The sequence below is a fragment of the Haematobacter massiliensis genome (assembly GCF_000740795.1).
GTDB lineage: Bacteria > Pseudomonadota > Alphaproteobacteria > Rhodobacterales > Rhodobacteraceae > Haematobacter > Haematobacter massiliensis.
On record NZ_JGYG01000010.1, the window covers coordinates 1 to 24,745 of the forward strand.

The window sequence follows — 24,745 nt, forward strand, 5'->3', positions numbered from 1 at the left end:
GATGCGATCCCGGCGAATGTGACGGGCGGGCGGCGGTTGAACCACGGGCGGGCGGTTTCCAGTTCCGCGCAGAGGCAGATCAGCCGCTCGTCCTCCCCGAAGGCCGCCGCGAGTTGCACCCCGATCGGAAGCCCTTCCGGCGTCCAGTAGAGCGGCACGGAAGCCGCGGGCTGGCCGGAGGCGTTGAAAGAGACGGTGAAAGGCGAATAGGCGAAGATGCCGTCCGGCCCGGTGCGGTAGGCCACGTAATCCTCCGTCGCATGGGAGAAGCGTCCGATCCGCGCGGGCGGCTCCGCCAGCGTCGGGGTAAGCAGGATGTCCCAGTCGAGGAAGAACCGCGCCATCTGCCGCCCATAGGCGTGGACGGTTTCCAGCGCCTCGAGATAGTCCTCCCCGGTGAGGGTGGCGGCGAAGGTCATGGCGCCGCGGCTCACGCCTTCCACCTCGTCGGGTTCCAGCGGGCGGCGACGGGCGGCGACGGTCTGGCGGATGGAGAGCGCGGTGCCGCAGGCGACGATCCGCGTCCATGCTTCCATCATCGCGGGCGTATCGGCGCGCGGCAGCGCCGGCTCCACGTGATGCCCCAGATCGGTGAGCAGCTGCGCGGCGTCCTGCACGGCGGCACGGGCCTCCGGGTGGATGGGCGCGCCCGTCAGCGTGGTATCGCAGAGCGCGATACGGAGCCGATCCGGCGGGCGGGCGATGGCGTCGCGGTAGCCCGCGCCCAGCGGCGGCGGGAAATAAGGGGCACCGAGATCCGGCCCTTCGCAGGCGTCAAGCAGCAGCGCCGTATCCCGCACCGTCCGCGTCAGAAAACCGTCGATGGCCATCCCGCCCCAGGCCTCGCCGGAGGCGGGACCATCGGGCAGCCGCGCCCGCGTCGCCTTGAAGCCGAACAGACCGCAGGAGGAGGCGGGGATGCGCACCGACCCCCCGCCGTCGGAGCCATGGGCGGCAGGTACGATCCCCGCCGCGACAGCCGCCGCCGCACCGCCCGAGGATCCCCCCGGCGTATGGTCGAGGCTCCACGGGTTCCGCGTCGGCCCGTCATAGACCGCCGCCTCCGTCGCCGCACCTATCGCCCCTTCCGGCACGGTCGTGCGCCCGAAGGTGACGAGGCCGGTTCGCCTGAGCCGCAGGTAGATTTCCGAATCGTACTCGTAGTGCGTGTCTCGATGCAGCCGGGAGCCGAGATGGGTCGGGAAATCCGCCGCCTCCGCGCCCAGATCCTTCAGCAGGAAGGGCACGCCTGCGAAAGGCCCGGAGGGCAGGCCGGCGCGGATCGACCGCCGCGCCGTTTCCTCCTGCACGAGCGTCACCGCGTTCAGGAGCGGGTTCAGCGCCTCAACCCGTGCGAGCGCGGCGTCCAGCAACTCCTCCGCCGAAACGTCTTTCCGCGCGACAAGTCCGGCAAGGCTCACCGCGTCATGATCCTCATATTCCGCAAACATCCCGCCCCTCCTCTGCCGCTCTGCCGCTCTGCCGCTCTGCCGCTCTGCCGCTCTGCCGCTCTGCCGCTCTGCCGCTCTGCCGCTCTGCCGCTCTGCCGCTCTGCCGCTCTGCCGCTCTGCCGCTCTGCCGCTCTGCCGCTCTGCCGCTCTGCCGCTCTGCCGCTCTGCCGCTCTGCCGCTCTGCCGCTCTGCCGCTCTGCCGCTCTGCCGCTCTGCCGCTCTGCCGCTCTGCCGCTCTGCCGCTCTGCCGCTCTGCCGCTCTGCCGCTCTGCCGCTCTGCCGCTCTGCCGCTCTGCCGCTCTGCCGCTCTGCCGCTCTGCCGCTCTGCCGCTCTGCCGCTCTGCCGCTCTGCCGCTCTGCCGCTCTGCCGCTCTGCCGCTCTGCCGCTCTGCCGCTCTGCCGCTCTGCCGCGAAGGTGACGGAGCGGCCGCGGCGGTGCAAGTCCTCTACGCCCGCTTGACAGCGGCGCCGCCCCCGTTATCCCCGGCGCCAGCATCCTCCTGCCGGTTTCCGTCTGTCTTCCCCATGCCATGACCGCTTCCCATCCCAGTCCCGCCACAGGTCCAGGTCTGATGACCGTATCCCTCGCCCGGCCATGGCTGCGCTGCGACCTTGGCCGGATGCGCAGGGTGTTGAGCTGGTCGCTGAACCGGCCGGGCTTCGTGGAGGCGCGCCATATCCTTTGGCGGGAGGTGCGGGACGCGGATCTGACAGCCGATCTGGATACCGGGCGCTGGTTCGCTGCGGAACTCGCCCGGCGGGGAGACGCGGAGGCGGTGGGGTTGCTCACCTCCCGCGACATCGGCACCTGGCGCGAGGCTGCAGCGGACGTGGAGGGTATCCGTGCCCAGGCGGTGGTCACCGCCGGTCTCTCGAACGCCGAGCGCGTGGGGCGCAGGCGGCCCGCGCCAGACTCAGAGACATCCGGTTATGGCACGATCAACATCGCCGTCGCGGTGTCTGAGGGGTTGACCGAGGGCGCGATGGTGGAGGCGCTCTCCATCGCAACGCAAGCGAGGACCGCCGCGGTGCTGGAAGCGGGCCTGACCCTTCTCACCGGAACCGCAACCGGGACCGGAACGGATTGCATCGCGCTCGCCGCCGATCCGGGAGAGACACGACATGCGGGGCTGCATACGCCCGTGGGCGAGGTTCTGGGTCGCGTGGTGATGGAGGCCACGGCGGCGGCCATCGCGGACTGGATGGCGCTGTCCTAGACTGCCTTCGGCAGCGCGGGGGACGCCCCCCGCGACCCCCGGCGGCAAGGTGACGATAGGCCTGTCACCCACTCGCCCGTGTCGGCCGGTTGCAGCAACCGGGTTGCGGAGAGGCCCCTTTGCCATGCTAGACAGGGGCGACAGCCTCCCCCGAACGGAAATCCACATGACCATTCACATCGGCGCCGCGCCCGGAGACATCGCCGAAACCGTTCTGCTTCCCGGCGACCCCTACCGGGCCCGCTGGGCCGCCGAAAGCTTTCTGGAGAGCCCCCGGCTCGTCAATGACGTCCGCGGCATGCTGGGCTACACCGGCACATGGCAGGGGCATCCGGTCACCATTCAGGGATCGGGCATGGGGATGCCGTCACTCTCCATCTATGCGAACGAGCTGATCCGGGACTATGGCGCGAAAACGCTGATCCGCATCGGTTCCGCCGGCGCGATGCAGGAACGGGTAAAGCTGCGGGATCTGGTGCTGGCCCTCTCCGCCTCCAGCCTGTCCACCCCGTCGCGCGGCATCTTCCGGGAGCTGAACTATGCGCCCACGCCGGACTGGGGTCTTCTGCACGCGGCATGGCAGGCGGCAAGCGCGCGCGGTCTGCCCACCCATGCGGGCGGCATCTATTCGGCGGATGTATTCTACGACGAGCGCCCCGACCTCAACGAGCAGATGACCCGTCACGGCATCCTCTGCGTCGAGATGGAGACGGCGGAACTCTACACGCTTGCCGCGCGCTACGGGGTGCGGGCGCTTGCCGTACTGACCATATCCGATCACCTGCTCCGCAAGGAGGCGCTGCCCGCCGCCGACCGGGAGAAGAGCTTCGGCGACATGGTGGAAGTGGCGCTGACAGCGGCTTTCACCGGGGAGGATGCGCGATGATCCGCCGCAAGCTGGGCCGGAACGGGCCAGAGGTCTCCGCCATCGGGCTTGGCTGCATGAGCTTTGCCGGGTTTTACGGTGCCACCGATCGGGAGGAGAGCTTCCGCTGCCTGGACGAAGCCCGTGACCTCGGCATCGACTTTCTCGACACCGCAGAGCTTTACGGCATGGGCGTGTCGGAGGAGGTGATCGGCACCTATATGGCGGACCGGAAGGCAACGTTCCATATCGCCACGAAAGGCGGAATCGTTCCAAAGCCTACACGGCATTTCAATAATTCTACCAGTTACTTCCGAGATGCTCTTGATAAATCACTCAAACGCCTGGGTGTTGAGCGGATCACCGTGTACTACGCGCATCGCCATGATGCCGAGGTACCGGTGGAGGAGGTTGCGGGCACCCTCTCCCGCTTCGTTGACGAAGGCAAGATCGGCGGGATCGGCTTTTCGGAGATCGCTCCCGCCACGCTTCGCCGCGCCCATGCCGCCCATCCGGTAGCGGCGATCCAGAACGAGTACTCGCTCTGGACGCGGCTGCCAGAGCTGGGAATGCTGCAGGCGACGGAGGAGCTCGGCGTGGCCTTCGTGGCGTTCTCCCCGCTCGGGCGGGGCATCTTCGCCGAGACGCCGCCCGACCCTGCCCGCTTTGCGGAGACGGATTTCCGGCGCAGCAACCCCCGCTTCCAGGAGCCGAACTGGAGCGCCAACCTCCTCTGGGTGGAGGGCTTCCGCAGCTACTGCCATGCGCGCGGCTGGACGGTCCCGGCCGCCGCTGTCGCCTGGACGCTGGACCGTGCGCCGCATATCCTTTCCATTCCCGGCACACGCTCACCCGCGCATCTGCGGGAGCTTGCTGCGGCAGCCGCGATCACGTTCACGGAGGAGGATCGGCGTGAGATCGCCCGGCTGATGCCGCCGGGTTTCGCGCATGGCCCGCGATACTCCGAAGCACAGCACAAGGGCGTACCGGTCTACGGCTGAAAGGCCCCGGCTGACGGAGGTGCGCTGACCGGGAGTTCGCAGGTTAGCGGCTACCGGGATCGGGCTGGCGAATGGTGGTTCGGCATCGTCGGGCCTGAACAGTCATCGGGCGCGTGCCTCCATAGAACCTCTCCGATCAAGGAAATCGGGGGCGCGATGCCAAGCCGTGCCCGCGGAAAAGATCCCTTGCCTGATCGCCAAGCAGGCTGAGGCCGCGACGGCAAGCCTTGTGCCCGGGTGAGGTCCGCATCCCGTTGCTCGTCATAAGGGCCCGCTTGGGATGATCCGTGCGGGGAGCATCTTCACGAATTACGGCTTGGTGCGTCAGGGCCGTTGGCGCGGGCGCAACGATGCTTTCCCGGACAGCATTAGGCAGCGTAAATCCGCCTGAAATCGATGCCGTTGGAACCGCTCGACGGAAACCGGGCTTGAGGTCGCCGCCGTTGTCTCCGCCTGCTGCTCCCTTCCCCATGCACGCGGCCAAACGCTCGTTGATCGTCCCTGGACAGGGAAGTGCTCCCGCTCCGGCGGGAGGCCGCAGCTTAGCTGGCGCTCTAGCCGCGCCTTCCACCGGTGCTCCCGCTCCGCGCGCGGGGCCGCGCTGCCGATGCGCAGGAGACGCCTCCGCATGACCCCAGGCTCCGCGCGCATTACGCAGGGCGCGAGCCGCGCTTTTGTGTCGCATCACAAACCCTCGCTCTTTCTGCCTTTTCCTTGACAGCCCACATGGGCCACTCCATCCTTGCCTTACCCATCTTAAGGACAGGCAGAGGAGGAGGACCTCATGAACCTCGACCTCTCGCGCCGGGGCTTTTTGAAGCTGGCGGGCGCGGGTGTAGCGGCAACCTCTCTCGGAGCATTGGGCTTCGGAGAAGCGGAGGCGGCAGTGAGGGCGCATGTGCGACCCTTCAAGCTCGCCACGCTGACGGAGGTGCGCAATACCTGCACCTATTGCTCGGTCGCCTGCGGCATCCTGATCTATGCGAAGGGTGATGTCCGCAAGGGCGAGGCATCCGAAGTCATCCATATCGAGGGCGACGCCGACCACCCGACCAACCGCGGCACGCTCTGCCCGAAGGGCGCGGCACTCAAGGACATCGTCAAGGCGCCGACCCGCCTGACCGAGCCGAAGATCCGCCGCCCCGGCTCCGACCGGTTCGAGCCGATCAGCTGGAACGAGGCGCTCGACCGCATCGCCCGCGCGATGAAGGATGACCGCGACGCGAATATGGTCCTCACAAACGATGTGGGCACCCCGGTCAACCGTTGGACGACGACCGGCTTCCTCGCCGCTTCCGCCACCACGAACGAAACCGCCTGGACGACGCTGAAAGTCGTCAAGGGTCTGGGCATTGCAGGATTCGACAACCAGGCACGCGTCTGACACGGCCCCACGGTGTCCAGTTTGGGCCCAACATTCGGCCGTGGCGCGATGACCAACTCCTGGACGGACATCCGCAATACCGACCTCGTGATCGTCATGGGCGGCAACGCCGCTGAAGCGCATCCCTGCGGCTTCAAATGGGTGACCGAAGCCAAGGCGCATCGTGGCGCCAAGCTGATCGTCGTCGATCCGCGCTATACCCGCACGGCCTCCGTGTCGGACTATTACGCACCGATCCGGCCGGGCAGCGACATCGCCTTCCTGATGGGGCTGATCCGCTGGTGCATCGAGAACGACAAGGTGCAGTGGGAATATGTCCGCAACTTCACCAACTCCGCCTATCTGGTGAAGGAGGAGTTCGGCTGGTCCGACGGCCTGTTCACCGGCTATGACGAAGAGAAGCGGGATTACGACCGGGCAAGCTGGGACTATCAGATCGGGGATGACGGCTTCGCGCTGACCGATCCGACGCTTCAGCATCCGCGCTCCGTCTGGCAGCTGCTCAAGGCGCATGTGGAACCCTACACCCCGGAGATGGTGGAGCGGATCTGCGGCACGCCGAAGGAGCGGTTCCTTCACATCGCGGAAATGATCGGCGAGTGCTCTTCTCCGACCAAGACCATGACGTCGATGTATGCGCTTGGCTGGACGCAACATGCCAAGGGGTCGCAGAACATCCGCGGCATGGCGATGCTGCAGTTGGTCCTCGGCAATATCGGGGTACGCGGCGGGGGCATGAACGCGCTTCGTGGACATTCCAACATTCAGGGTCTGACGGATGTGGGGCTGATGTCCCATCTGCTGCCGGGCTATCTGAACATGCCGACGGAGAAGGAAGTCGATTTCGCCACCTACATGTCCACGCGTGGCTTCAAACCGCTCCGCCCGGGACAGACGAGCTACTGGCAGAACTACCGGAAGTTCTTCGTGAGCCTCATGAAAGCCATGTATGGCGATGCGGCGACGGCACAGAACGACTGGGGCTACCACTGGCTGACGAAGCTCGACGTGCCCTCCTACGATATCCTTCGGATGTTCGAGCTGATGAACGAAGGGCGCGTGAACATCTACTTCTGCCAGGGGTTCAACCCGATCCTCGCCTTCCCCAACCGCGGCAAGACGACATCGGCTCTCTCAAAGCTCAAGCTGCTCGTGACCATGGACCCGCTGGAGACGGAGACGGCACGGTTCTGGGAAAACCACGGCGATTTCAATGACGTGAATACAGCAGAGATCCAGACGGAGGTGATCCAGCTCCCGACCTCCTGCTTCGCGGAGGACGAAGGCTCGCTCACCAATTCCGGGCGCTGGCTGCAATGGCACTGGCCGGCGCAGCAACCCCCCGGACAGGCCAAGCACGACACCTGGATCATGGCGCAGATCTACACCCGCATCCGGGACCTCTACCGGGCGGAGGGCGGCGTCCTGCCGGAGCCGATCCTGAACCTCGACTGGCGCTATGCCGATCCGGGGGAACCGACGGCGGAGGAACTGGCGCGCGAGCTGAACGGGCGGGCGTTGTCGGATCTCGCCGATCCGACCGATCCGACCAAGGTTCTCGTCCGGGCGGGGCAGCAGGTGCTGAACTTCAGCCAGCTCCGCGATGACGGGTCCACCTCGTCGGCCTGCTGGATCTATTCCGGCTGCTGGAACGAGCAGGGCAACAACATGGCCCGGCGCGACAACTCCGATCCGGATGCGACGGGCACCTATCTGAACTGGTCCTTCGCCTGGCCGCTGAACCGGCGGACGCTTTACAACCGCGCCTCCGCCGATCTGCAGGGCAAGCCCTGGGATCCCACGCGCAAGCTCATCGCATGGGACGGGGCGAAATGGTCGGGCTACGACGTGCCCGATATCGGCGTCACGTCCGATCCCTCGGTCGTGGGGCCTTTCATCATGAACCCCGAAGGTTCGGCGCGGCTGTTCTCCCGCGGGATGATGCGGGACGGGCCGTTTCCCACGCATATGGAGCCGTTCGAATCCCCGATCCCGAACGTGTTCAACGCGCGGATGCGGGGCAATCCCGTGGCGCGGGTGTTCGAGAATGACGTGGCAAGCTTCGGCACGTCGGACGAGTTCCCCTTCGTCGCGACCTCCTACCGGCTGACGGAGCACTTCCATTACTGGACCAAGCACAACCCGATCAATGCGGCGTTGCAGCCCCAGTTCTTCGTGGAAATCTCCCAGCAGCTTGCCGACGAACGCGGCATCCGCGCGGGAGGCTGGGTGAGGGTCTGGTCCAAACGGGGTGAGGTGAAGGCGAAGGCGCTGGTAACCAAGCGGATCAAGCCCCTGATCTGCGACGGCAAGACCGTGCATGTGGTCGGCATACCGCTGCATTGGGGCTTCACCGGCGCGGCGCGCAAGGGCTTCGGCCCGAACTCGCTGACGCCCTTCGTGGGGGATGCGAATGTCGAGACGCCGGAGTTCAAGGCGTTCCTCGTCAATATCGAACCCTCGACCGCTCCGGTGGATGGGAGACCCGTGGCATGACCGACAGTCCGAGAACCGCCGTCTCCAACCCGCCGGTCCAGCCGATGGAAGCAAACCTCGGTGCGGGCGACGTGATCCGCCGCTCGGCCACGCCAGCCTCCGACCTGCCGCCGCCGACACGCCAGCTTACGCCGGTGGCCAAGCTCATCGACGTGTCGAAATGCATCGGCTGCAAGGCCTGCCAGTCCGCCTGCGCGGAGTGGAACGACACCCACCCGGAGATCGAGGAGAACACGGGCCACTACGAGAACCCGCATGACCTGACACCCGAGATGTTCACGCTCATGCGCTTCACGGAGTGGGAGAACCCCGCGACGAATGAGCTGGAATGGCTGATCCGCAAGGACGGCTGCATGCATTGCGAGGATCCGGGCTGCCTGAAGGCCTGCCCGGCCCCCGGCGCGATCGTCCAGTATTCCAACGGGATCGTGGACTTCATCCACGACAACTGCATCGGCTGCGGCTACTGCGTCACAGGGTGCCCGTTCAACATCCCGCGGATCTCCAAGACCGACCACCGCTCCTACAAATGCACGCTGTGTTCGGACCGCGTGGCGGTGGGACAGGGCCCGGCCTGCGCCAAGGCCTGCCCGACGCAGGCCATCGTCTTCGGAACGAAGGAGGATATGGTCGCCCATGCGGAGGAACGGATCGAGGATCTGAAATCCCGCGGTTACGACAATGCGGGCCTCTACGATCCGCAGGGCGTGGGGGGAACGCATGTGATGTATGTGCTTCACCATGCCGACCAACCCTCCATCTACTCCAACCTGCCGGAGGATCCGCAGATATCTCCGGTGGTCAGCGGCTGGAAAGGCCCGGCCAAGACCGCCGGCCTTGCCGTCATGGGGCTGGCTGCGGCGGGTGCGGCCCTGCACGGCCTGTTCGGCAAGGCGAACAAGGTCCATCCGGAGGATGAGGCGGAGGCGGAGCGGCTGGTGAGAACCGGTGCGACATCTGCCGAACCGGAGAAGCGGGAATGAGCGTGCCGCGCTTCAGGTGCCGCTGCGCGATCACCGGCGCTTCGGACCGCGCGATGCCGGCGGGGGAGGTTTGGCGATGAGAAGGGCAAGGCGCGTCTATTCGCAATCGGGCGACCGGATTGAGGAGGTCGGCCCCCCGGTGGAGGTCCGGCGCTACGGGCCCGTCACCCGCGTGAACCACTGGATCACCGCCCTGTCGCTGATCCTTCTGCTGCTGTCGGGGCTGGCGCTGTTCGACCCTGCGCTGTTCTTCCTGACCGGCCTGTTCGGCGGCGGGCAGACGACGCGCTGGATACATCCGATCATCGGCATCGTCCTGTTCGTCAGCTTCTTCATCCTGTTCGTCCGGCTTTTCCGGCTGAACCTGCCGCGGCGGGAGGATGCCGTCTGGGTCAGCCATTTCAAGGATGTGCTGAAGGATGAGGAGGAGAAGCTGCCGGAGCTTGGCAAGTACAATGCCGGGCAGAAGTTCATCTTCTGGGCGATGTCAGGCCTGATCCTGGTGCTGATCGTCACCGGGCTGATGATGTGGGAGCAATACACCGCCCATCTCGTCTCCATCCCGGTGCGGCGGGTCGCGACGCTCATTCACGCGGTGGCGGCGGTTCTCATAATCTGCGTCTTCATCCTGCACGTCTATGCGGCTTTCTGGACGCGCGGCACCCTCTCGGCCATGACGCGGGGCACGGTGACGGGCGGGTGGAGCTGGAAGCACCATCGCAAATGGCTGAAGGAATTGGCTCGACGCAGGCAGAGCGATCCCGCAGAATAAACCCATGTGAAGCCGTGGCCGGTCCGGCCCGGGAGGTAGAATGTCCGACCCCAGCCTGAAACCAGACCCCTCCGTCATCGGGGGGATCGCTGTTGCGCCTTTCGTCCGCCCGCTGGATCCCGTGGCGGAGTTCCGCAAGCGCGCGGATCGCTTTGCCTTCCTTGCCCAGACGAGCGATCTGGGGCCTTTCCTCGACTTTCTCGCCGCTCTGACCGGTGTCCAGGCGCAGATTGCCGAGCGCCTGCCCGCCCCGGAGCCGCTGCGCGCCGAGGAATTCGCCCGCGCCCGGCAGGCAGCGATGCCCCCCATCGACCGGCTCTCTCTCATCGACAGCCCGGAACTGGCGGAGACGCTGGAAGCGACGCTTACCGCGCTCCGCGAGGTGGAGATGCCCGATCAGGCCCGCGTGGCGCTGGAGGCGGTGATCGAGGCCGATGCGGACGCGCGGCGCTGGCTCATCGCGAATGTGATGGCGGAGACGATACCGGAGGAAGCGGCCGCCCCCCTTCTGCTGGTGGCCATTGGTGTGCAAGTGCATCTGTCACGGCTCGCCGCGACGCTGGATGGTACGGAACTGGTGCCGATCCGCACCGGCGTCTGCCCGGCCTGCGGCGGACGGCCCAATATCTCCACCGTGGTCGGCACGCCGGGGGCGGAGAACACGCGCTATGCCCATTGCGCAAGCTGTGCGACGGCGTGGAACGAGGTGCGGGTGAAATGCCTATGCTGCGGCTCCACCAAGGGTATCGGCTACCGCACTCTGGATGAGGGCGGCAAGGCGGAGAAGGCGTCCGTCCGGGCGGAGGTGTGCGACGAATGCCATCGCTGGGTGAAGATCCTGTATCAGACGCTGAACCCGACGCTTGACCCGGTGGCGGATGACGTGGCGAGCCTCGGTCTCGACATCGCCCTGCAGGACAGCGAATGGCGTCGGGGTGCGTTCAACCCGCTGCTGTCGGGGTTCTGAGCCATGGAGATGCGCGGGCTGCGGGCCCTGCCCTCCGTCGATCGCCTGCTGTCCACCGATACCGGCCGCGCCTTGCAAGGGGAACACGGGCACCAACCCGTGACGGAGGCATTGCGCGCCTTGCTGGGCGAAGCGCGGGACGCGGCACTCCGCGGCGCCGAGGTGCCTGCGCCGGAGGCATTGTTGGACACGCTTGCCGACCGGCTCCACGCGGCGGGGCGGTCGGCGCTCCGCCCCGTCCTGAACCTGACGGGAACCGTCCTGCACACCAATCTCGGCCGTGCCCTGCTCTCGGAGGAGGCGGTTCAGGCCGCGGCGGAGGCGATGCGCGCGCCCGCCGCGCTGGAGCTCGACCTCGCCACCGGCAAGCGGGGGGAGCGGGATGCACATCTGCGGCAGATGCTCTGCGATCTCACCGGCGCGGAAGATGCGACTGTCGTTAACAACAACGCCGCCGCGGTGCTCATCACGCTCAATACGCTGGGCGCGGGGCGGGAGGCGGTGGTGTCGCGCGGCGAGCTGATCGAGATCGGCGGCGCCTTCCGCATGCCGGACATCATGGAAAGCGCGGGCGTCCGCTTGCGCGAGGTGGGCACCACCAATCGCACGCATCTGCGCGACTACGAAAGCGCCGTCACCGAGGCGACGGGCATGGTGCTGAAGGTGCATCCCTCGAACTATCGGATCGAGGGGTTTACCGCCTCCGTCACTGCGGCGGAGCTTGCCCCGCTGGCCATCCGGGCGGGGGTGCCGCTGGTCAACGACCTTGGCTCCGGCACGCTGATCGACATGGCCCTGCTCGGCCTGCCGCCGGAGCCGACGGTGCGAGAGGCAGTGGCGGAAGGCGCGGATATCGTCACCTTCTCGGGCGACAAGCTGCTGGGCGGGCCGCAGGCGGGGTTCATCGTCGGGCGGGCCGACCTGATCGCGCGCATCAATCGCAACCCGCTGAAACGCGCGCTCCGGCTCGACAAGATACGCATCGCCGCGCTGGCGGCCACGCTCCGGCTCTATGCCGACACGGGCCGCGCGGTGGAGCGGTTGCCGACCCTGCGCCTTCTGCGGCGGGGGGAGGCGGAGATCCGGGCGCAGGCGGAGCGGCTGTGCCCGGATGTCGCCGCCCTTCTGCCTGAGGGGTTTCAGGCCGCGGTAACGGGGTGTGAGAGCCAGATCGGCTCCGGCGCCCTGCCCGTCGAGACGCTGCCCTCCGCGGGGTTGCGGCTCACGGGGCCGGACGGGAAAGCGCCGGAGCGGCTGGCGGCAGCGCTTCGCGCGCTGGACCGGCCTTTGCTGGGCCGGATCGCGGATGGGGCGCTGATCCTCGATCTGCGCTGTCTTGAGGAAGACGGGGCATTGACCGGCGCCATGGCGGCTCTCCGATGATCGTCGGCACGGCGGGTCATATCGACCATGGCAAGACCGCGCTTGTCCGGGCGCTGACCGGCGTCGATACCGACCGGCTGAAGGAGGAGAAGGCCCGCGGCATCACCATCGACCTCGGCTTCGCCTATGCCGATCTGGGCGCCGGCGTCACGGGTTTCGTCGATGTGCCGGGACATGAGCGGTTCGTTCATACGATGGTGGCGGGCGCCGGGGGCATCGACATGGCCCTGCTCGTCATCGCGGCGGATGACGGGATCATGCCGCAGACGCGGGAGCATCTCGCGATCCTCGACCTGCTGGGCATCCGGCGCGGCATTGTGGCGATCAGCAAATGCGACATGGTGGTGGAGCCGCTGCTGAAGGCCCGGCGGGAGGAGATCACCAACCTGCTCGCCCCCACCGGGCTGGCTGGCGCGCCGATTCTCGCCGTTTCCGCCCTGACCGGCAAGGGGATGGAGACGTTGCGCCATGCGCTCATCCTGGCGGAGGCGGAGACGCAGATGCGCGCGGAGTCCGGGCTGTTCCGCATGACGGTGGACCGCAGCTTCACCCTCACCGGCGCGGGAACGGTGGTGACAGGCACCGTCGTGTCGGGCCGCGTGGCGCCGGGAGATACGGTCACCATCAGCCCCAGCGGCCTTTCCGGTCGCGTGCGGGGAATTCATGCTCAGAGCCGGGCGGCGACGGCCGGGCGCGCGGGCCAGCGTTGTGCGGTGAACATCTCGGGCGACGGCATCTCCCGCGACGCGATCCACCGGGGGGACATGCTCGTCGACCCCGCCCTGCACGCGCCGACCCAACGCATCGACGCCCGGCTCCGCGTGCTCGGGGAGGAGCCAAAGCCGCTCGGCACCTGGTTTCCGGCCCGCTTCCACTCCGGCGCGGCGGAGGCTGACGCGCGGATCATCCCGCTCGATGGCCCGTTGCGGCCGGGCGGGTCCGGGCTGTGCCAGATCGTGCTCGACCGGCCTGTGGCGGCGACGGTGGGGGACAGCTTCATTCTGCGCGACGTGTCGGCACGGCGGACGATCGGTGGGGGCAGGCTTCTCGACCTGCGGGCCCCGCAACGCCGACGGAGCACACCGGAGCGGCTGGCGCTCATCCGGGCGGCAGAAGCGGCCGATCCGCTGGCGGCCATGCTGCTGGCGGAGCCGGGCGTCGTCGCGGCTGAGCCATTCTTTCGGGATCGCGCCCTTCTGCCGGCGGCGGTAGAGGCCCCGACGATCGGCAGCGGCGAGACGCGCGTCCTGATGCGTCGCGAACGGCTGGAGGCGCTTGCTTCCGGGCTGATCGAGACGCTCGGCGCCTGGCACGCGGAGAACCCGGAGGCGCAGGGCATGGGGCGCGAACGCTTGCGCCTTGCCCTGCCTGTCCGGCTGCCGAAGGAGCCGTTCCTTGCCTTCCTGCGGACGGAGGCGGAAGCAGGGCGCATCGTACAGGACGGCGCCTTCCTGCGTCTCCCCGGCCACGAGATCCGGCTGGATCCCGCGGATGCGGACCTGCTGGAACGCTTCCTGCCGGAGTTGACAGGGCCGGCGCGCTTCCGTCCGCCCCGGGTCCGCGACCTCGCCGCGCAGTTCGGCCTGGATGAGCGGGAAGTGCGGCGTGTCCTGAAACTTGGGCAGAAGACGGGTCGTGTCGATCAGGTGGCGCATGATCATTTCTTCACGCGGGAGACGGTGGCCGAAATGGTCGCCATCGCGCGCGATGTGGCCGCCACCTCTCCCGACGGCTTCGCCGCAGCTGCCTTCCGCGACCGGATGGACAACGGCCGGAAGGTGGCGATCCAGATCCTCGATTTCTTCGACCGGCACGGCGTCACGTTGCGGCGGGGAGATCTGCGGCGCATCAACCCGCACCGGCTTGATCTTTTCGGGCCGCTGCCGATGGACCCGCAAAGTCCGGGATGCGTAAGCTGACGAGAGAACTACCGGCCACAGACACGTGGCAGGGTCGCAGGGTGCGTCAGGAAAGCGCAACGGACTCCGCGCGGAACCTTAAAGCGCCTCAATGCCAACAGCAGCGTTGCCGGATATGTTGCCAGATGGGAATTCACACCATAATACTTCGCCAGCAATTGCCCGCGAGCCGCTGATTGCATTGCGTTGGGAGGAGCAGCGTCCCTGGTGGGGCGGCCGGACTTCAACTCCGGTTGGGGCAGCGAGCCTGTCCCGGGTGGGTTCGACTCCCATTCTCCTCCGCCACGCAGCCGGATCTGCCCGGACCTGAGCGTCACGCCGCGCAACGTTATTTCGCGCGCCTGTCCTTTGCGCTGGCGTTTTCCGCAGGGAAGCGTTAATGCCGCCGCGATATTTCCGGGAAATGTACATGGACCTTCGCAACATCGCGATCATCGCGCACGTTGACCACGGCAAGACGACGCTGGTGGACGAGCTTCTCAAACAATCCGGGGCCTTCCGAGAGAACCAGGCCGTCGCCGAACGGGCGATGGACTCGAACGACATCGAACGCGAGCGGGGGATCACCATTCTCGCCAAGGCGACGAGCGTCGAATGGAAAGGCATCCGCATCAACATCGTGGACACGCCTGGCCACGCCGACTTCGGCGGCGAGGTGGAGCGCATCCTGAACATGGTGGACGGTGTCGTTCTGCTGGTGGACGCGGCCGAAGGGCCGATGCCGCAGACGAAATTCGTCACCTCCAAGGCGCTGGCGCTGGGGCTGAAACCCATCGTCGTGCTGAACAAGGTGGACAAACCCGACGCCGAACCCGACCGGGCGCATAACGAGGTGTTCGACCTGTTCGCCGCGCTGGACGCGACCGACGAACAGCTCGACTTCCCCACCATGTATGCCTCCGGCCGCGCCGGCTGGGCTGACATGGGGCTGAACGGGCCGCGCAAGGATCTGTCGGCGCTGTTCGACCTGATCGTGGCGCATGTGCCCGCCCCCGCGCAGGTCGCGCGGCGGGACGAGCCATTCCGCATGCTGGCCACCACGCTGGGCTCCGACCCGTTCATCGGGCGCATCCTCACGGGCCGGGTCGAATCCGGCACGCTGAAGGCTGGCGACACGATCAAGGCGCTGTCCCGCACGAACGAGCGGATCGAGCAGTTCCGCGTCTCCAAGATCCTCGCCTTCCGCGGCCTGTCGCAACAGCCGATCGACCTCGCGGAAGCGGGGGACATCGTGACGATCGCGGGCATGTCCAAGGCCACGGTGGCAGACACGCTCTGCGCGCTGGAGGTGGAGACCGCCCTCCCCGCCCAGCCCATCGACCCGCCGACGATCTCCGTCACCTTCGGCATCAATGACAGCCCGCTCGCAGGCCGCGACGGCAGCAAGGTGCAGTCCCGTGTCATCCGCGAGCGGCTGATGAAGGAAGCGGAGCAGAACGTCGCGATCAAGGTCGAGGATACGCCGGGCGGCGAGAGCTTCGTCGTTTCTGGCCGGGGCGAGTTGCAGATGGGCGTGCTCATCGAGAACATGCGTCGCGAGGGCTTCGAGCTTTCCATCTCCCGCCCCCGCGTCATCCTGCGTGAAGAAGGAGGCGAACGGCTGGAGCCGATCGAGGAAGTCATCATCGACGTGGATGACGACTATACCGGCGCGGTGATCGACAAGCTGACCGGCACCCGCAAGGGCGATCTGGTGGAAATGCGTCCTGCGGGAGCAGGCAAGACGCGGATCGTGGCCCATGTGCCGTCCCGCGGGCTGATCGGCTATCAGGGCGAATTCCTGACCGATACGCGTGGTACGGGCGTGCTCAACCGCATCTTCCACAGCTGGGCCCCCTACAAGGGCGCGATCCAGGGCCGCCGTCAGGGCGTGCTGATCTCCATGGAGAACGGTACTTCCGTCGCCTATGCGCTCTGGAACCTGGAGGAGCGCGGCAAGCTCTTCATCGGGGCGCAGGAAGCCGTCTACGAGGGCATGATCATCGGCGAGCACAGCCGGGACAATGACCTTGAGGTGAACCCGCTGAAGGGCAAGAAGCTCACCAACGTCCGCGCCTCCGGCACGGATGAGGCTGTGCGCCTGACCACGCCGGTTACCATGAGCCTCGAGCAGTCCATCGCCTATATCGACGATGACGAGCTGGTGGAGGTCACGCCGAAGATCATCCGCCTGCGGAAACGCTACCTCGACCCGCATGAGCGCAAGCGCCAGTCGCGGAACGAGTGACAGGAAAGCCCCGCCTCGGCGGGGCTTTTTACTGCCGCGGGCATTGCGTGAGCCTGCGGGTTTCCGGTGAAGAGCGGGATTGGCGGGGGGTATGGGCCACATCGGGTTCCGATGCTGCCGAACGACAAGGAATGGCCTCGCGCCGGGACTCCTCACCGCGCCGGGCTAGGAAGCGCTCCCGCCGTGGCGGGCACGATCGCCCAAGGGCAGCAGCCGCTTCCGCGTGACGAACAGCAGGATACACACCGTCATCAACACCGCCGCGAGCAGGAAGGGTGCTCCCGGCAGGTGAATGGATGTCCGCCCGGAGGTGAAATGCGCAAAGACCTGCGTCATCACCAGCGGTGAGATCACCATGTTCAGCGCGTTGAGACTGGCCAGCACGCCCTGAAGCTCCCCCTGTTGATCGTCGCTCGCCCGGCGGGACATCACCGCCGTCAGCGCCGGCCCCACAACCCCGCCGAGCGCGGTCAGCGGCGTCAGCGCGAGTGCCAGCGCGCCGTTGGTAATGAAGCCGAGCGCCACGAAAGAGGCCACGTCAATGCACATGCCGATGACGACGGTCCGCCCGTCTCCGAAACGGCGGATCATCGGGGCAATCAGAAAGCCCTGCACCACTGCCATGCCGACACCGAAAACGGCGAGGGAGATGCCCACCATCCGGCTGTTCCAGCCGAACTGCGCCTCGCCGAAGAAGGGCCAGACCGCCGGATAGGAAAAGAGCGCGATGCAGTAGAGCAGATAGACGATCAGGAAACGCGGCAGGCCCGGCAGGCGCCCGATGGCGCGAAAGGCCCCGAACGGGTTGGCGCGCCGGATGTCGAAGGGGCGGCGGATGCGGTCGGTCACCGTCTCCGGCAGGACGAAATACCCGATCACTGCATTGAGCGCCGCCAGTGCCGCTGCAGCCCAGAACGGGGCCCGCGTGCCGAATTCCGCCAGCCCTGCCCCGGCCAGCGGGCCGAGCACGAAGCCGAGACCGAAAGCCGCGTTGATGAGGCCGAAGTTCCGGGCCTTGTCTTCTGGCGGGGAAACGTCGGCCATATAGGCCGCCGCCGTTGCGTGAGTGGCGGAGGCCAACCCGCCGATTGCCCGCCCGATGACAAGCAGCGTCAGCGTATGAGCCAACGCCATGAGCATGTAGTCGAGCGCCACCACCAGCAGCGAGACGAGCAGCACCGGCCTCCGCCCGTAGCGATCCGACAGGGAGCCGAGCACCGGGCCGAACAGGAACTGCATCACCGCAAAGAGCGCGGCGAGCACGCCCCCCCAGATCGCGGCATTGGCGAGCCCCTCATGCGTCACCTCGCGCAGCAGCGCGGGCGTGACGGGAAGGATGAGGCCGATCCCGATCGCGTCGATCAGGATGGTCATGCAAATAACCATGGTCGGAAGGCGCGACGGCATGCCTGTCCCCGAATTGCCCCACCTGTTCGGTCGAAACCGATTCCTCAGGCTTCTATGCGCGGGCGCAGGGACAAGCAAATGTCAGCAGGGCGATTGCGGCGGGTTTGCGCGGAATGTGACCAGCCAGTGCCTATTCCGATAGGAAAGGCACCGGAGCCGCGGGGCCGCCGCGATACCCGCCCGTCAGGTTTCACGCCCCGTCCCGGGGTTCTCCTTCTGCCGCAGCCATCCCCGTCTGCCCGGCGGGGCTCGAACACTCAGCCGTCGGCGCGGATGCGCGCGTTCGCCGGGTCGTAGGGGCTGTCCTGCGTCACTTCGGCGGGCCAGAGCTTGCCGCCCATCCGCACGTCCAGCCGCGTGCCGGGCATGGCGAGACCCGGCTCCACATATCCCATGCCGATGGATTTCCCGAAGGCCACCGACCACCCGCCGGAAGTGAGCCGCCCGACGACACGTCCGTCGCGCCAGAGCGCCTCGCGCCCCCAGGGATCCGCATCCGCCGGCCCGTCGATCAGCAGGGTGACGCAGGTGGCGCGAAGGGGGGCTGCCTCCATCGCCTCCCGTCCTTGAAACTGCTTGGACAGGTCTACGAACCGCTCCACCCCCGCCTCCAGCGGGGTCGCATCGCGGCCGAGTTCGGTTCCGAAGGCGCGGTAGGATTTCTCCTGCCTGAGCCAGTTCTGCGCCCGCGCGCCGACCAGCTTCAGCCCATGCGGTTGACCCGCTTCCATCAGCCTGTCCCACAGGTATGTCTGCATCTCGATCGGATGGTGAAGCTCCCAGCCCAGCTCTCCCGTATAGGCCACCCGGATGGCGCGGACGGGGCACATGCCCAGCTCCACCTCCCGCATGGAAAGCCATGGGAACCTCTTGTTGGACAGCGCGGTTTCCGGCTCCGCGTCGCGGATCAGCGCCTTGAGAATGTCGCGCGACGCAGGCCCGGCCAGCGCGAAGACCCCCCATTGCGTCGTGATGTCGTGAATGTCGATCCAGCCGAACTCCGCCGCCCTGTCCTCGGCGCATTTGCGCAGCCAGTCGCCGTCATAGGCCGCCCATGCCCCGGCAGAGACGAGGTAGTAGGCATCCTCCGCAAGCCGCACGATGGTATATTCCGACCGGACGGTGCCCGTGGGGGTGAGCGCATAGGTCAGCCCGATCCGCCCTACCTTCGGCAGCCGGTTGGTGGTGAACCAGTCGAGAAACGCCGTCGCTCCCGGACCGCGCACAAGATGCTTGGCAAAGGCGCTGGCGTCGATCAGCCCGGCCGCGGACCGGACCGCTTCCGCCTCTGCCCTGGCATATTGCCACCAGCCGCCGCGCCGGAAGCTGCGTGCGGCGTGATCGTCGAAACCGGGTGGCGCGTAGTAATTCGGCCGCTCCCAGCCGTTGACCTGGCCGAACTGCGCACCTGCCGCCTTCTGGCGATCATAGGCCGGGGCGGTGCGCAACGGACGGGCCGCCTCCCGCTCCTCGTCGGGGTGGTGGAGAATGAAGACATGCTCATAGCATTCCTCGTTCTTGCGGACGGCATATTCGGTGGTCATCCAGTCGCCGTACCGGCGGGGATCGAGGCTCGCCATGTCGATCTCCGCCTCCCCCGCCGTCATCAGCTGCGCGAGGTAGTGGCCCGTTCCGCCCGCCGCCGTGATACCGAAGGAAAAGCCCTCCGCCAGCCACATGTTGCGCAGTCCCGGGGCGGGCCCGACCAGCGGGTTGCCGTCGGGCGTATAGCAGATGGGGCCGTTGAAATCGTCCTTCAGCCCCGCCGCCTCGGACGACGGAATGCGGTGGAGCATGGCGGCATACTCCTCCTCGATCCGGTCGAGGGCGAGCGGGAACAGGTCTGCCCGGAAACTCTCGGGCACATCATAGGCGAACCGCGCGGGCGCGCCCCGCTCATAGGGGCCGAGGATCCAGCCCCCGCGCTCCTCCCGGACATACCATTTCGCATCCGCATCCCGCAGGACGGGATGTTCCGGGTTTCCTGCCCTCCGCCAGTCCACCAGCGCAAGATCAGGCTCCGTTACGATATACTGATGCTCGACCGGGATCGCAGGAATTTTGAGGCCCAGAAGCCGCGCCGTGCGCTGCGCATGGTTGCCCGTCGCGGTTACCACATGTTCTGCGGTAATCTCCACCCGCTCCTCCGAGGGGACGAGGTTGCCGCCCCGCTCCACCATCTTCGTCGCGGTCACGATCCATTCCCGTCCCGTCCAGCGGTAGCCATCCACCTGCCAGCGCCGCTCGATCGTGGCGCCGTGGAGCCGGGCGCCCCGCGCCATAGCCTGTGTCACATCGGCGGGGTTGATATAGCCATCCGTCGGATGAAACAGCGCACCTTTCAGATCCTCGGCGCGGACCAGCGGCCAACGCTCCGCGATCTGCTGCGGGGTCAGGAACACATGTTCGATGCCGACTGCCTCCGCCGTCGCGGAATAGAGCCGGTACTCATCCATCCGCGCCTCCGTCTGCGCCATGCGGAGGTTGCCGACGATGGCGAAGCCGGGGTTCAGGCCCGTCTCCTCCTCCAGCGTCTTGTAGAAGCGGACAGAGTAGTCGTGGATATGGCTGGTCGCGTAGCCCATGTTGAATAGCGGCAGAAGCCCCGCCGCGTGCCAGGTGGAGCCGGACGTCAGCTCATCCCGCTCCAGCAGCATGGTATCCCATCCCGCGCGGGCGAGGTGATAGGCAATGGCTGTGCCGACGGCGCCACCACCGACGACAAGGGCTCTGACATGGGTCTTCATGATGCGCGTCCTGTGCAGGAAGATGCTGGCACCATGCTATGCCGCCGCGCGGGCCGATGCCGTCCGTCCGACGCTTCTCGGCGGGAAAGCGACACCGGGCCGACACGGGGCTGTTGACCGGCGGGCCCGCTCCCGGCATCCTGCCCCGAAATGAACCGCTTCCACGGGAAGCCGGTTTCTTTTCGCCTTGCCGCAACTCCCCGCTTGAAATTCCCCGCAAATGGGAGCATCTATCCCCTGCCCGCGATTTTTGCGGGCGATCCCTATTGGAGTGAACATGGCCAAGGAAGAACTGCTCGAATTTCCCGGCGTCGTGAAGGAACTCCTGCCGAATGCGACGTTTCGGGTCGAGCTGGAGAACGGCCATGAAATCATCGCTCATACGGCAGGAAAGATGCGCAAGAACCGGATCCGCGTTCTTGCCGGCGACCGCGTTCAGGTTGAGATGACGCCCTACGACCTGTCGAAGGGCCGGATCAACTACCGCTTCAAGTAATGCGCCTGATCCTCGGATCGGCCAGCCCGCGCCGGAAGGAACTTCTGGCGCAGCTCGGGCTTCGTCCCGATGCGATCCTCCCCCCCGACATCGACGAAACCCCCCGTGCCCGCGAACTGCCGCGGCCCTACTGCGCCCGGATGGCGCGGGAGAAAGCCGCTGCCGTGACCGCAGCGCCGGAGGATGTCGTGCTCTGCGCCGATACCACGGTGGCCCTAGGACGGCGGATCCTCGGCAAGCCCGCCGATGCGGCGGAGGCGGCAGCCTTCCTGGTTGCCCTTGCAGGGCGCCGGCACAACGTCATCACCGCTGTCGCTGTCCGCCGTGGCGAACGTCTGTGGGAGCGGGTCGTGGAAACGACCGTGCAGATGAAACGACTCTCGGACGCCGAACTGAACGGCTATCTTGCCAGCGGCGAATGGGAGGGCAAGGCCGGAGCCTATGCGATCCAGGGCCGCGCGGGGGCGTTCATTCCCTGGCTGCAAGGATCCTTCACCGGCGTCGTCGGCCTCCCCGTGGCGGAAACGGCGCAGCTTCTTACCGCCGCGGGCTTATCGCTACGGGAGGCGGCATGAAGGGACGTGTGATCCTGCTCGACCATTGGCAGGGCCGGCCCGCCGCCGCCCTGCTCATCGACGGCAGGCTTGAGGATTTCCTTGTCGATCCGGCGGAAGATGCGGGCCTCCAACCGGGCGCGATCTGCCGGGGCATCGTCGATCGTCAGATGAAGGGTCAGGGCGGTGTCTTCCTGCGCCTGCCCGATGGGCAGAAGGGCTTCCTCCGGCAGGCGGGCGGCCTTTCCCCCGGTCAGAGCCTCATTGTCCAGGTCACCGGCTGGGCGGAGCCCGGCAAGGCCGTGCCGGTCGGTACCCGCCTGCTGTTCAAGAGCCGCCTCGCCATCGTGACCCCCGGCGCGCCGGGCCTCAACGTCTCCCGCGCCATCCATGATACCGATGTGCGCGAGGCGCTGACCGCTATCGCGCAAACAGCGATGGAGGGTGCGCCGGAGGATTTCGGTCTCGTGCTCCGCACCGCTGCCGCCCGCGCGGAAGAGGAAGAGATCGCCGAGGATATCGCCACCATGCGTGGCCTTGCCGAGGCGGTGATCGCTGATACCACCGGCGGCCCGGAGCTGCTGGTGGAGGGCGCCGGCGCCTGGGACATCGCCTGGCGCGACTGGTCCGACCCGCCCGCCGATGAGGTGGACGATGCGGTCGGTGCCTTTGTCCGCTTCGGGGTGGAGGAGCAGATCGCGGAGGTTCTTTTGCCGACTGCCGTTCTTCCGGGAAGCGGCAATCTCCATGTGGAACCGACACGGGCGCTCGTCGCCGTCGATGTGAATACCGGGGGCGACACCAGCCCCGCCGCTGGCCTGAAGGCGAATATTGCCGCTGCCCGTGAACTGCCACGCCTGCTCCGGCTCAAGGGGCTTGGCGGGCAAATCCTCGTCGATTTCGCGCCCATGCCCAAAAAGGACCGGACGGCGCTCGAGCAGGTTCTGCGCGCCGCCTTCCGGGCAGAGGGTGGAGAGACCAGCCTGGCCGGATGGACGCCGCTGGGCAATTTCGAACTGCAACGCAAACGCGAGCGCCTGCCCCTGGTGTCCGGCCTCGCCTGAGGAGGCTGCCATGCCCTGCCCGATCTGCGGAAAGCCTGCGGTGGAGAAATACCGCCCCTTCTGTTCGCGTCGCTGCGCCGACATCGACCTTGGGAAATGGCTGACCGGCGCCTATGCGATTCCCGCCACGGAAGAGGACGCGCCGGACGAGGATGACATCGAAACAGGGTCCGTGGCGGAGCCGAAAGAAATCCGCCATTGACCGGCATTTGCCTCTGGACAGTCTCTCCGCCCTCACTTAAACACCGCTCCACCGGCGGGCGAGCCCACCGGACGGTGCCCAGATAGCTCAGTTGGTAGAGCAGCGGATTGAAAATCCGCGTGTCGCTGGTTCGATTCCGGCTCTGGGCACCACTAAAATCACGAAAACATAATAATATCAGTGACTTGAGTGGACTATCGTTTTCTCAGTCCACCCTTCAGGCCACCTTTCGGCGCGCGCTTGCCCGATACGTCTCGATACCGTGTGAGACTTCGGCCCGTGCCCGAACCTCGTCCCGACCGGGCCGAAGTCCGCAGTGCGCAAATTCAACCGGACGAAAAAATCTGCGCGTGAGAGGGGCGCGGGTCGTCAGAGCGGGTACCGAACCCGGACGCCAATCACCCCCCCCCCGGTGCTGCCTTTTCCTGAATCGCAGGTGCGCACGAGAACCTGAGCGCGGGTGTGATGGGCTGCACTGGCCACGCACCTTAACCACCCCCCTCCGTCGCCGCTTGCGGGAGCAATACCCGGCATCCTATGTGGCGGCATGAAATACGCCCTTGCCCTCATCGCGCTACTTGCCGCGCCCATTGCGAACGCCGCCCCCGCCACCATCGCAGGGACCGCGAGCGTCATCGACGGCGACACAATCGAGATACACGGTCAGCGCATCCGGCTGCATGGCATCGACAGCCCGGAGGGGCGGCAGCGGTGCGAGAGCGGAGGCAAGGAATGGCGATGCGGGACAGAGGCCGCGAATGCCCTGGCGGGTTTCATCGACCGTTCCCCTGTCTCCTGTGCCGAGAAGGACGTTGATCAATACGGCCGCATCGTTGCGGTGTGCGCGGTGCGCGGAACGGACGTGAACCGCTGGATGGTCGCGAACGGATGGGCCGTCGCCTATCGCCGCTATTCCCGGGCCTATGACGACGACGAACGGGAAGCCCGTGCCGCCCAGCGCGGGATATGGGCGGGTGAGTTCCAGATGCCGTGGGATTGGCGCAAAGCCCAGAGACGCTAGGCTCCTACCTCAGTGGCAGTGCACCTCGCCGCGCTTGTTGTCCATGTGACAGCACTTGCCCGGTGGGGATGACTTCCTGCACCCGCCACCGTGCGCTGAAACCGGGGCCGAAAGTCCAATGGCGAAAACCAGTGCCAACGCGCACACAAAAACAGATCGAATCAATTTGGTTCCTCATATGTCGGGAGGAACCTAAGCGCCCGTCCAGAATGGCCAAAGCCCCGCGCTGGGCGGGGCCGTCAGTCTGTGGCGATGAAGGCACGCTGCCCTCATGTTGTCAGAGCGACTTGCCGAACCTGTCCAGCGGCTCGATGCCCACGATGCGATAGGCCCTCGCGACAAGCGCAGTCTGGTGGATGTTCATGTCCATGTCGCCGTTGTCGTCCGCGAAGACGATTTTGAAAGCCATGTCTTCCATGGTCTGCGGCTCGAAATCCGCGGCTCGCTGCTCAAGGTCAAGCATCTCATCAAAGAGCCTGTCCTCCTCATCCTCGTCGTCCGTTGCCCGGTGGCCTGCCTTCACCTCCTGCCAGCGTCGATACATCGCCCGGAGTGGGCTTTCGTCCGGCTGGGTGTGTCCCATGCCTCT

At 66.8% G+C, this 24,745-nt stretch carries 20 protein-coding genes and 2 tRNA genes; 18 read left to right on the forward strand and 4 right to left on the reverse strand.

Annotated features, from left to right (window positions below):
• The coding region (locus tag CN97_RS13980; RefSeq protein ID WP_035712708.1) for an amidase at nucleotides 1–1,451 on the reverse strand (1,451 nt) is incomplete at its 3' end.
• Here CN97_RS13980 and CN97_RS20325 point away from each other — a divergent pair.
• The 12 genes from CN97_RS20325 to typA all read left to right on the forward strand — a co-directional run bounded on the left by CN97_RS20325 (nucleotide 1,428) and on the right by typA (nucleotide 16,665).
• On the forward strand, nucleotides 1,428–1,985 hold the full coding sequence (locus tag CN97_RS20325) for a hypothetical protein (protein ID WP_084684182.1): 558 nt from the start codon (nucleotides 1,428–1,430) through the stop codon (nucleotides 1,983–1,985). The genes CN97_RS13980 and CN97_RS20325 overlap by 24 nt on opposite strands.
• 38 nt (nucleotides 1,986–2,023) lie before the next feature.
• Complete coding sequence (locus CN97_RS13985) at nucleotides 2,024–2,668, forward strand: adenosylcobinamide amidohydrolase (protein ID WP_051911265.1); 645 nt, start codon at nucleotides 2,024–2,026, stop codon at nucleotides 2,666–2,668.
• Between the two features lie 166 nt (nucleotides 2,669–2,834).
• Entirely contained in the window at nucleotides 2,835–3,554 is a 720-nt protein-coding gene (gene deoD, locus CN97_RS13990) for a purine-nucleoside phosphorylase (RefSeq protein ID WP_035712709.1), read from the forward strand.
• Complete coding sequence (locus CN97_RS13995) at nucleotides 3,551–4,534, forward strand: aldo/keto reductase (protein WP_035712711.1); 984 nt, start codon at nucleotides 3,551–3,553, stop codon at nucleotides 4,532–4,534. The genes deoD and CN97_RS13995 overlap by 4 nt, the downstream gene beginning before the upstream one ends.
• A gap of 784 nt (nucleotides 4,535–5,318) precedes the next feature.
• Nucleotides 5,319–8,414, forward strand: coding sequence for a formate dehydrogenase-N subunit alpha (fdnG, locus tag CN97_RS14005; protein WP_088217558.1), 3,096 nt, complete (start codon nucleotides 5,319–5,321; stop codon nucleotides 8,412–8,414).
• The gene (gene fdxH / locus CN97_RS14010) at nucleotides 8,411–9,397 is read left to right on the forward strand and encodes a formate dehydrogenase subunit beta (RefSeq protein WP_035712717.1); all 987 of its coding nucleotides are present in this window, start codon (nucleotides 8,411–8,413) and stop codon (nucleotides 9,395–9,397) included. Before fdnG ends, fdxH begins: the two co-directional genes overlap by 4 nt.
• A gap of 76 nt (nucleotides 9,398–9,473) precedes the next feature.
• A complete protein-coding gene (locus tag CN97_RS14015) occupies nucleotides 9,474–10,169 on the forward strand; it encodes a formate dehydrogenase subunit gamma (protein WP_035712943.1) in 696 nt (231 codons plus the stop codon).
• A gap of 40 nt (nucleotides 10,170–10,209) precedes the next feature.
• A complete protein-coding gene (gene fdhE / locus CN97_RS14020; RefSeq protein ID WP_035712718.1) occupies nucleotides 10,210–11,136 on the forward strand; it encodes a formate dehydrogenase accessory protein FdhE in 927 nt (308 codons plus the stop codon).
• Between the two features lie 9 nt (nucleotides 11,137–11,145).
• The gene (gene selA / locus CN97_RS14025) at nucleotides 11,146–12,519 is read left to right on the forward strand and encodes an L-seryl-tRNA(Sec) selenium transferase (RefSeq protein ID WP_084684189.1); all 1,374 of its coding nucleotides are present in this window, start codon (nucleotides 11,146–11,148) and stop codon (nucleotides 12,517–12,519) included.
• The gene (gene selB, locus CN97_RS14030) at nucleotides 12,516–14,438 is read left to right on the forward strand and encodes a selenocysteine-specific translation elongation factor (protein ID WP_035712722.1); all 1,923 of its coding nucleotides are present in this window, start codon (nucleotides 12,516–12,518) and stop codon (nucleotides 14,436–14,438) included. Before selA ends, selB begins: the two co-directional genes overlap by 4 nt.
• Before the next feature lie 189 nt (nucleotides 14,439–14,627).
• Nucleotides 14,628–14,723: transfer RNA gene (locus CN97_RS14035), tRNA-Sec, on the forward strand.
• A 124-nt stretch (nucleotides 14,724–14,847) separates the two neighbouring features.
• On the forward strand, nucleotides 14,848–16,665 hold the full coding sequence (gene typA, locus CN97_RS14040; protein WP_035712724.1) for a translational GTPase TypA: 1,818 nt from the start codon (nucleotides 14,848–14,850) through the stop codon (nucleotides 16,663–16,665).
• A 165-nt stretch (nucleotides 16,666–16,830) separates the two neighbouring features.
• Here typA and CN97_RS14045 read toward each other — a convergent pair whose 3' ends face one another.
• On the reverse strand, nucleotides 16,831–18,039 hold the full coding sequence (locus tag CN97_RS14045) for a TCR/Tet family MFS transporter (RefSeq protein WP_242685225.1): 1,209 nt from the start codon (nucleotides 18,037–18,039) through the stop codon (nucleotides 16,831–16,833).
• A 290-nt stretch (nucleotides 18,040–18,329) separates the two neighbouring features.
• The gene (locus CN97_RS14050; RefSeq protein ID WP_035712725.1) at nucleotides 18,330–20,819 is read right to left on the reverse strand and encodes a GcvT family protein; all 2,490 of its coding nucleotides are present in this window, start codon (nucleotides 20,817–20,819) and stop codon (nucleotides 18,330–18,332) included.
• A 277-nt stretch (nucleotides 20,820–21,096) separates the two neighbouring features.
• Between CN97_RS14050 and infA the strand changes: the two genes are divergently transcribed.
• From infA to CN97_RS14080, 6 genes are all read left to right on the forward strand, one after another.
• The gene (gene infA, locus CN97_RS14055) at nucleotides 21,097–21,315 is read left to right on the forward strand and encodes a translation initiation factor IF-1 (protein ID WP_035712727.1); all 219 of its coding nucleotides are present in this window, start codon (nucleotides 21,097–21,099) and stop codon (nucleotides 21,313–21,315) included.
• Nucleotides 21,315–21,890 (forward strand): Maf family protein, encoded by a 576-nt coding sequence (locus CN97_RS14060; RefSeq protein ID WP_035712729.1) that lies wholly within the window; start codon nucleotides 21,315–21,317, stop codon nucleotides 21,888–21,890. Before infA ends, CN97_RS14060 begins: the two co-directional genes overlap by 1 nt.
• Nucleotides 21,887–22,933, forward strand: coding sequence for a ribonuclease E/G (locus CN97_RS14065; RefSeq protein WP_035712730.1), 1,047 nt, complete (start codon nucleotides 21,887–21,889; stop codon nucleotides 22,931–22,933). The genes CN97_RS14060 and CN97_RS14065 overlap by 4 nt, the downstream gene beginning before the upstream one ends.
• 10 nt (nucleotides 22,934–22,943) lie before the next feature.
• Nucleotides 22,944–23,135: a DNA gyrase inhibitor YacG gene (locus CN97_RS14070; RefSeq protein WP_035712732.1), complete on the forward strand. Its 192-nt coding sequence runs from the start codon at nucleotides 22,944–22,946 to the stop codon at nucleotides 23,133–23,135.
• Between the two features lie 76 nt (nucleotides 23,136–23,211).
• Nucleotides 23,212–23,287 (forward strand) — tRNA-Phe (locus CN97_RS14075).
• 395 nt (nucleotides 23,288–23,682) lie between these two features.
• On the forward strand, nucleotides 23,683–24,156 hold the full coding sequence (locus CN97_RS14080; protein WP_035712734.1) for a thermonuclease family protein: 474 nt from the start codon (nucleotides 23,683–23,685) through the stop codon (nucleotides 24,154–24,156).
• Between the two features lie 277 nt (nucleotides 24,157–24,433).
• Here the strand turns inward: CN97_RS14080 and CN97_RS14085 are convergent, their stop codons facing one another.
• Nucleotides 24,434–24,739 carry a hypothetical protein gene (locus tag CN97_RS14085; protein WP_131389461.1) on the reverse strand — a complete coding sequence of 102 codons (306 nt, stop codon included), beginning with the start codon at nucleotides 24,737–24,739 and terminating at the stop codon, nucleotides 24,434–24,436.
• Between the last annotated feature and the right edge of the window lie 6 nt (nucleotides 24,740–24,745).

Coding starts and splice junctions, on each gene's coding strand:
- CN97_RS20325 (WP_084684182.1), top strand. CDS start 1,428: ATGATCCTCATATTCCGCAAACATCCCGCCCCTCCTCTGCCGCTCTGC.
- CN97_RS13985 (WP_051911265.1), top strand. CDS start 2,024: ATGACCGTATCCCTCGCCCGGCCATGGCTGCGCTGCGACCTTGGCCGG.
- deoD (WP_035712709.1), top strand. CDS start 2,835: ATGACCATTCACATCGGCGCCGCGCCCGGAGACATCGCCGAAACCGTT.
- CN97_RS13995 (WP_035712711.1), top strand. CDS start 3,551: ATGATCCGCCGCAAGCTGGGCCGGAACGGGCCAGAGGTCTCCGCCATC.
- fdxH (WP_035712717.1), top strand. CDS start 8,411: ATGACCGACAGTCCGAGAACCGCCGTCTCCAACCCGCCGGTCCAGCCG.
- CN97_RS14015 (WP_035712943.1), top strand. CDS start 9,474: ATGAGAAGGGCAAGGCGCGTCTATTCGCAATCGGGCGACCGGATTGAG.
- fdhE (WP_035712718.1), top strand. CDS start 10,210: ATGTCCGACCCCAGCCTGAAACCAGACCCCTCCGTCATCGGGGGGATC.
- selA (WP_084684189.1), top strand. CDS start 11,146: ATGCGCGGGCTGCGGGCCCTGCCCTCCGTCGATCGCCTGCTGTCCACC.
- selB (WP_035712722.1), top strand. CDS start 12,516: ATGATCGTCGGCACGGCGGGTCATATCGACCATGGCAAGACCGCGCTT.
- typA (WP_035712724.1), top strand. CDS start 14,848: ATGGACCTTCGCAACATCGCGATCATCGCGCACGTTGACCACGGCAAG.
- CN97_RS14045 (WP_242685225.1), bottom strand. CDS start 18,039: ATGACCATCCTGATCGACGCGATCGGGATCGGCCTCATCCTTCCCGTC.
- CN97_RS14050 (WP_035712725.1), bottom strand. CDS start 20,819: ATGAAGACCCATGTCAGAGCCCTTGTCGTCGGTGGTGGCGCCGTCGGC.
- infA (WP_035712727.1), top strand. CDS start 21,097: ATGGCCAAGGAAGAACTGCTCGAATTTCCCGGCGTCGTGAAGGAACTC.
- CN97_RS14060 (WP_035712729.1), top strand. CDS start 21,315: ATGCGCCTGATCCTCGGATCGGCCAGCCCGCGCCGGAAGGAACTTCTG.
- CN97_RS14065 (WP_035712730.1), top strand. CDS start 21,887: ATGAAGGGACGTGTGATCCTGCTCGACCATTGGCAGGGCCGGCCCGCC.
- CN97_RS14070 (WP_035712732.1), top strand. CDS start 22,944: ATGCCCTGCCCGATCTGCGGAAAGCCTGCGGTGGAGAAATACCGCCCC.
- CN97_RS14080 (WP_035712734.1), top strand. CDS start 23,683: ATGAAATACGCCCTTGCCCTCATCGCGCTACTTGCCGCGCCCATTGCG.
- CN97_RS14085 (WP_131389461.1), bottom strand. CDS start 24,739: ATGGGACACACCCAGCCGGACGAAAGCCCACTCCGGGCGATGTATCGA.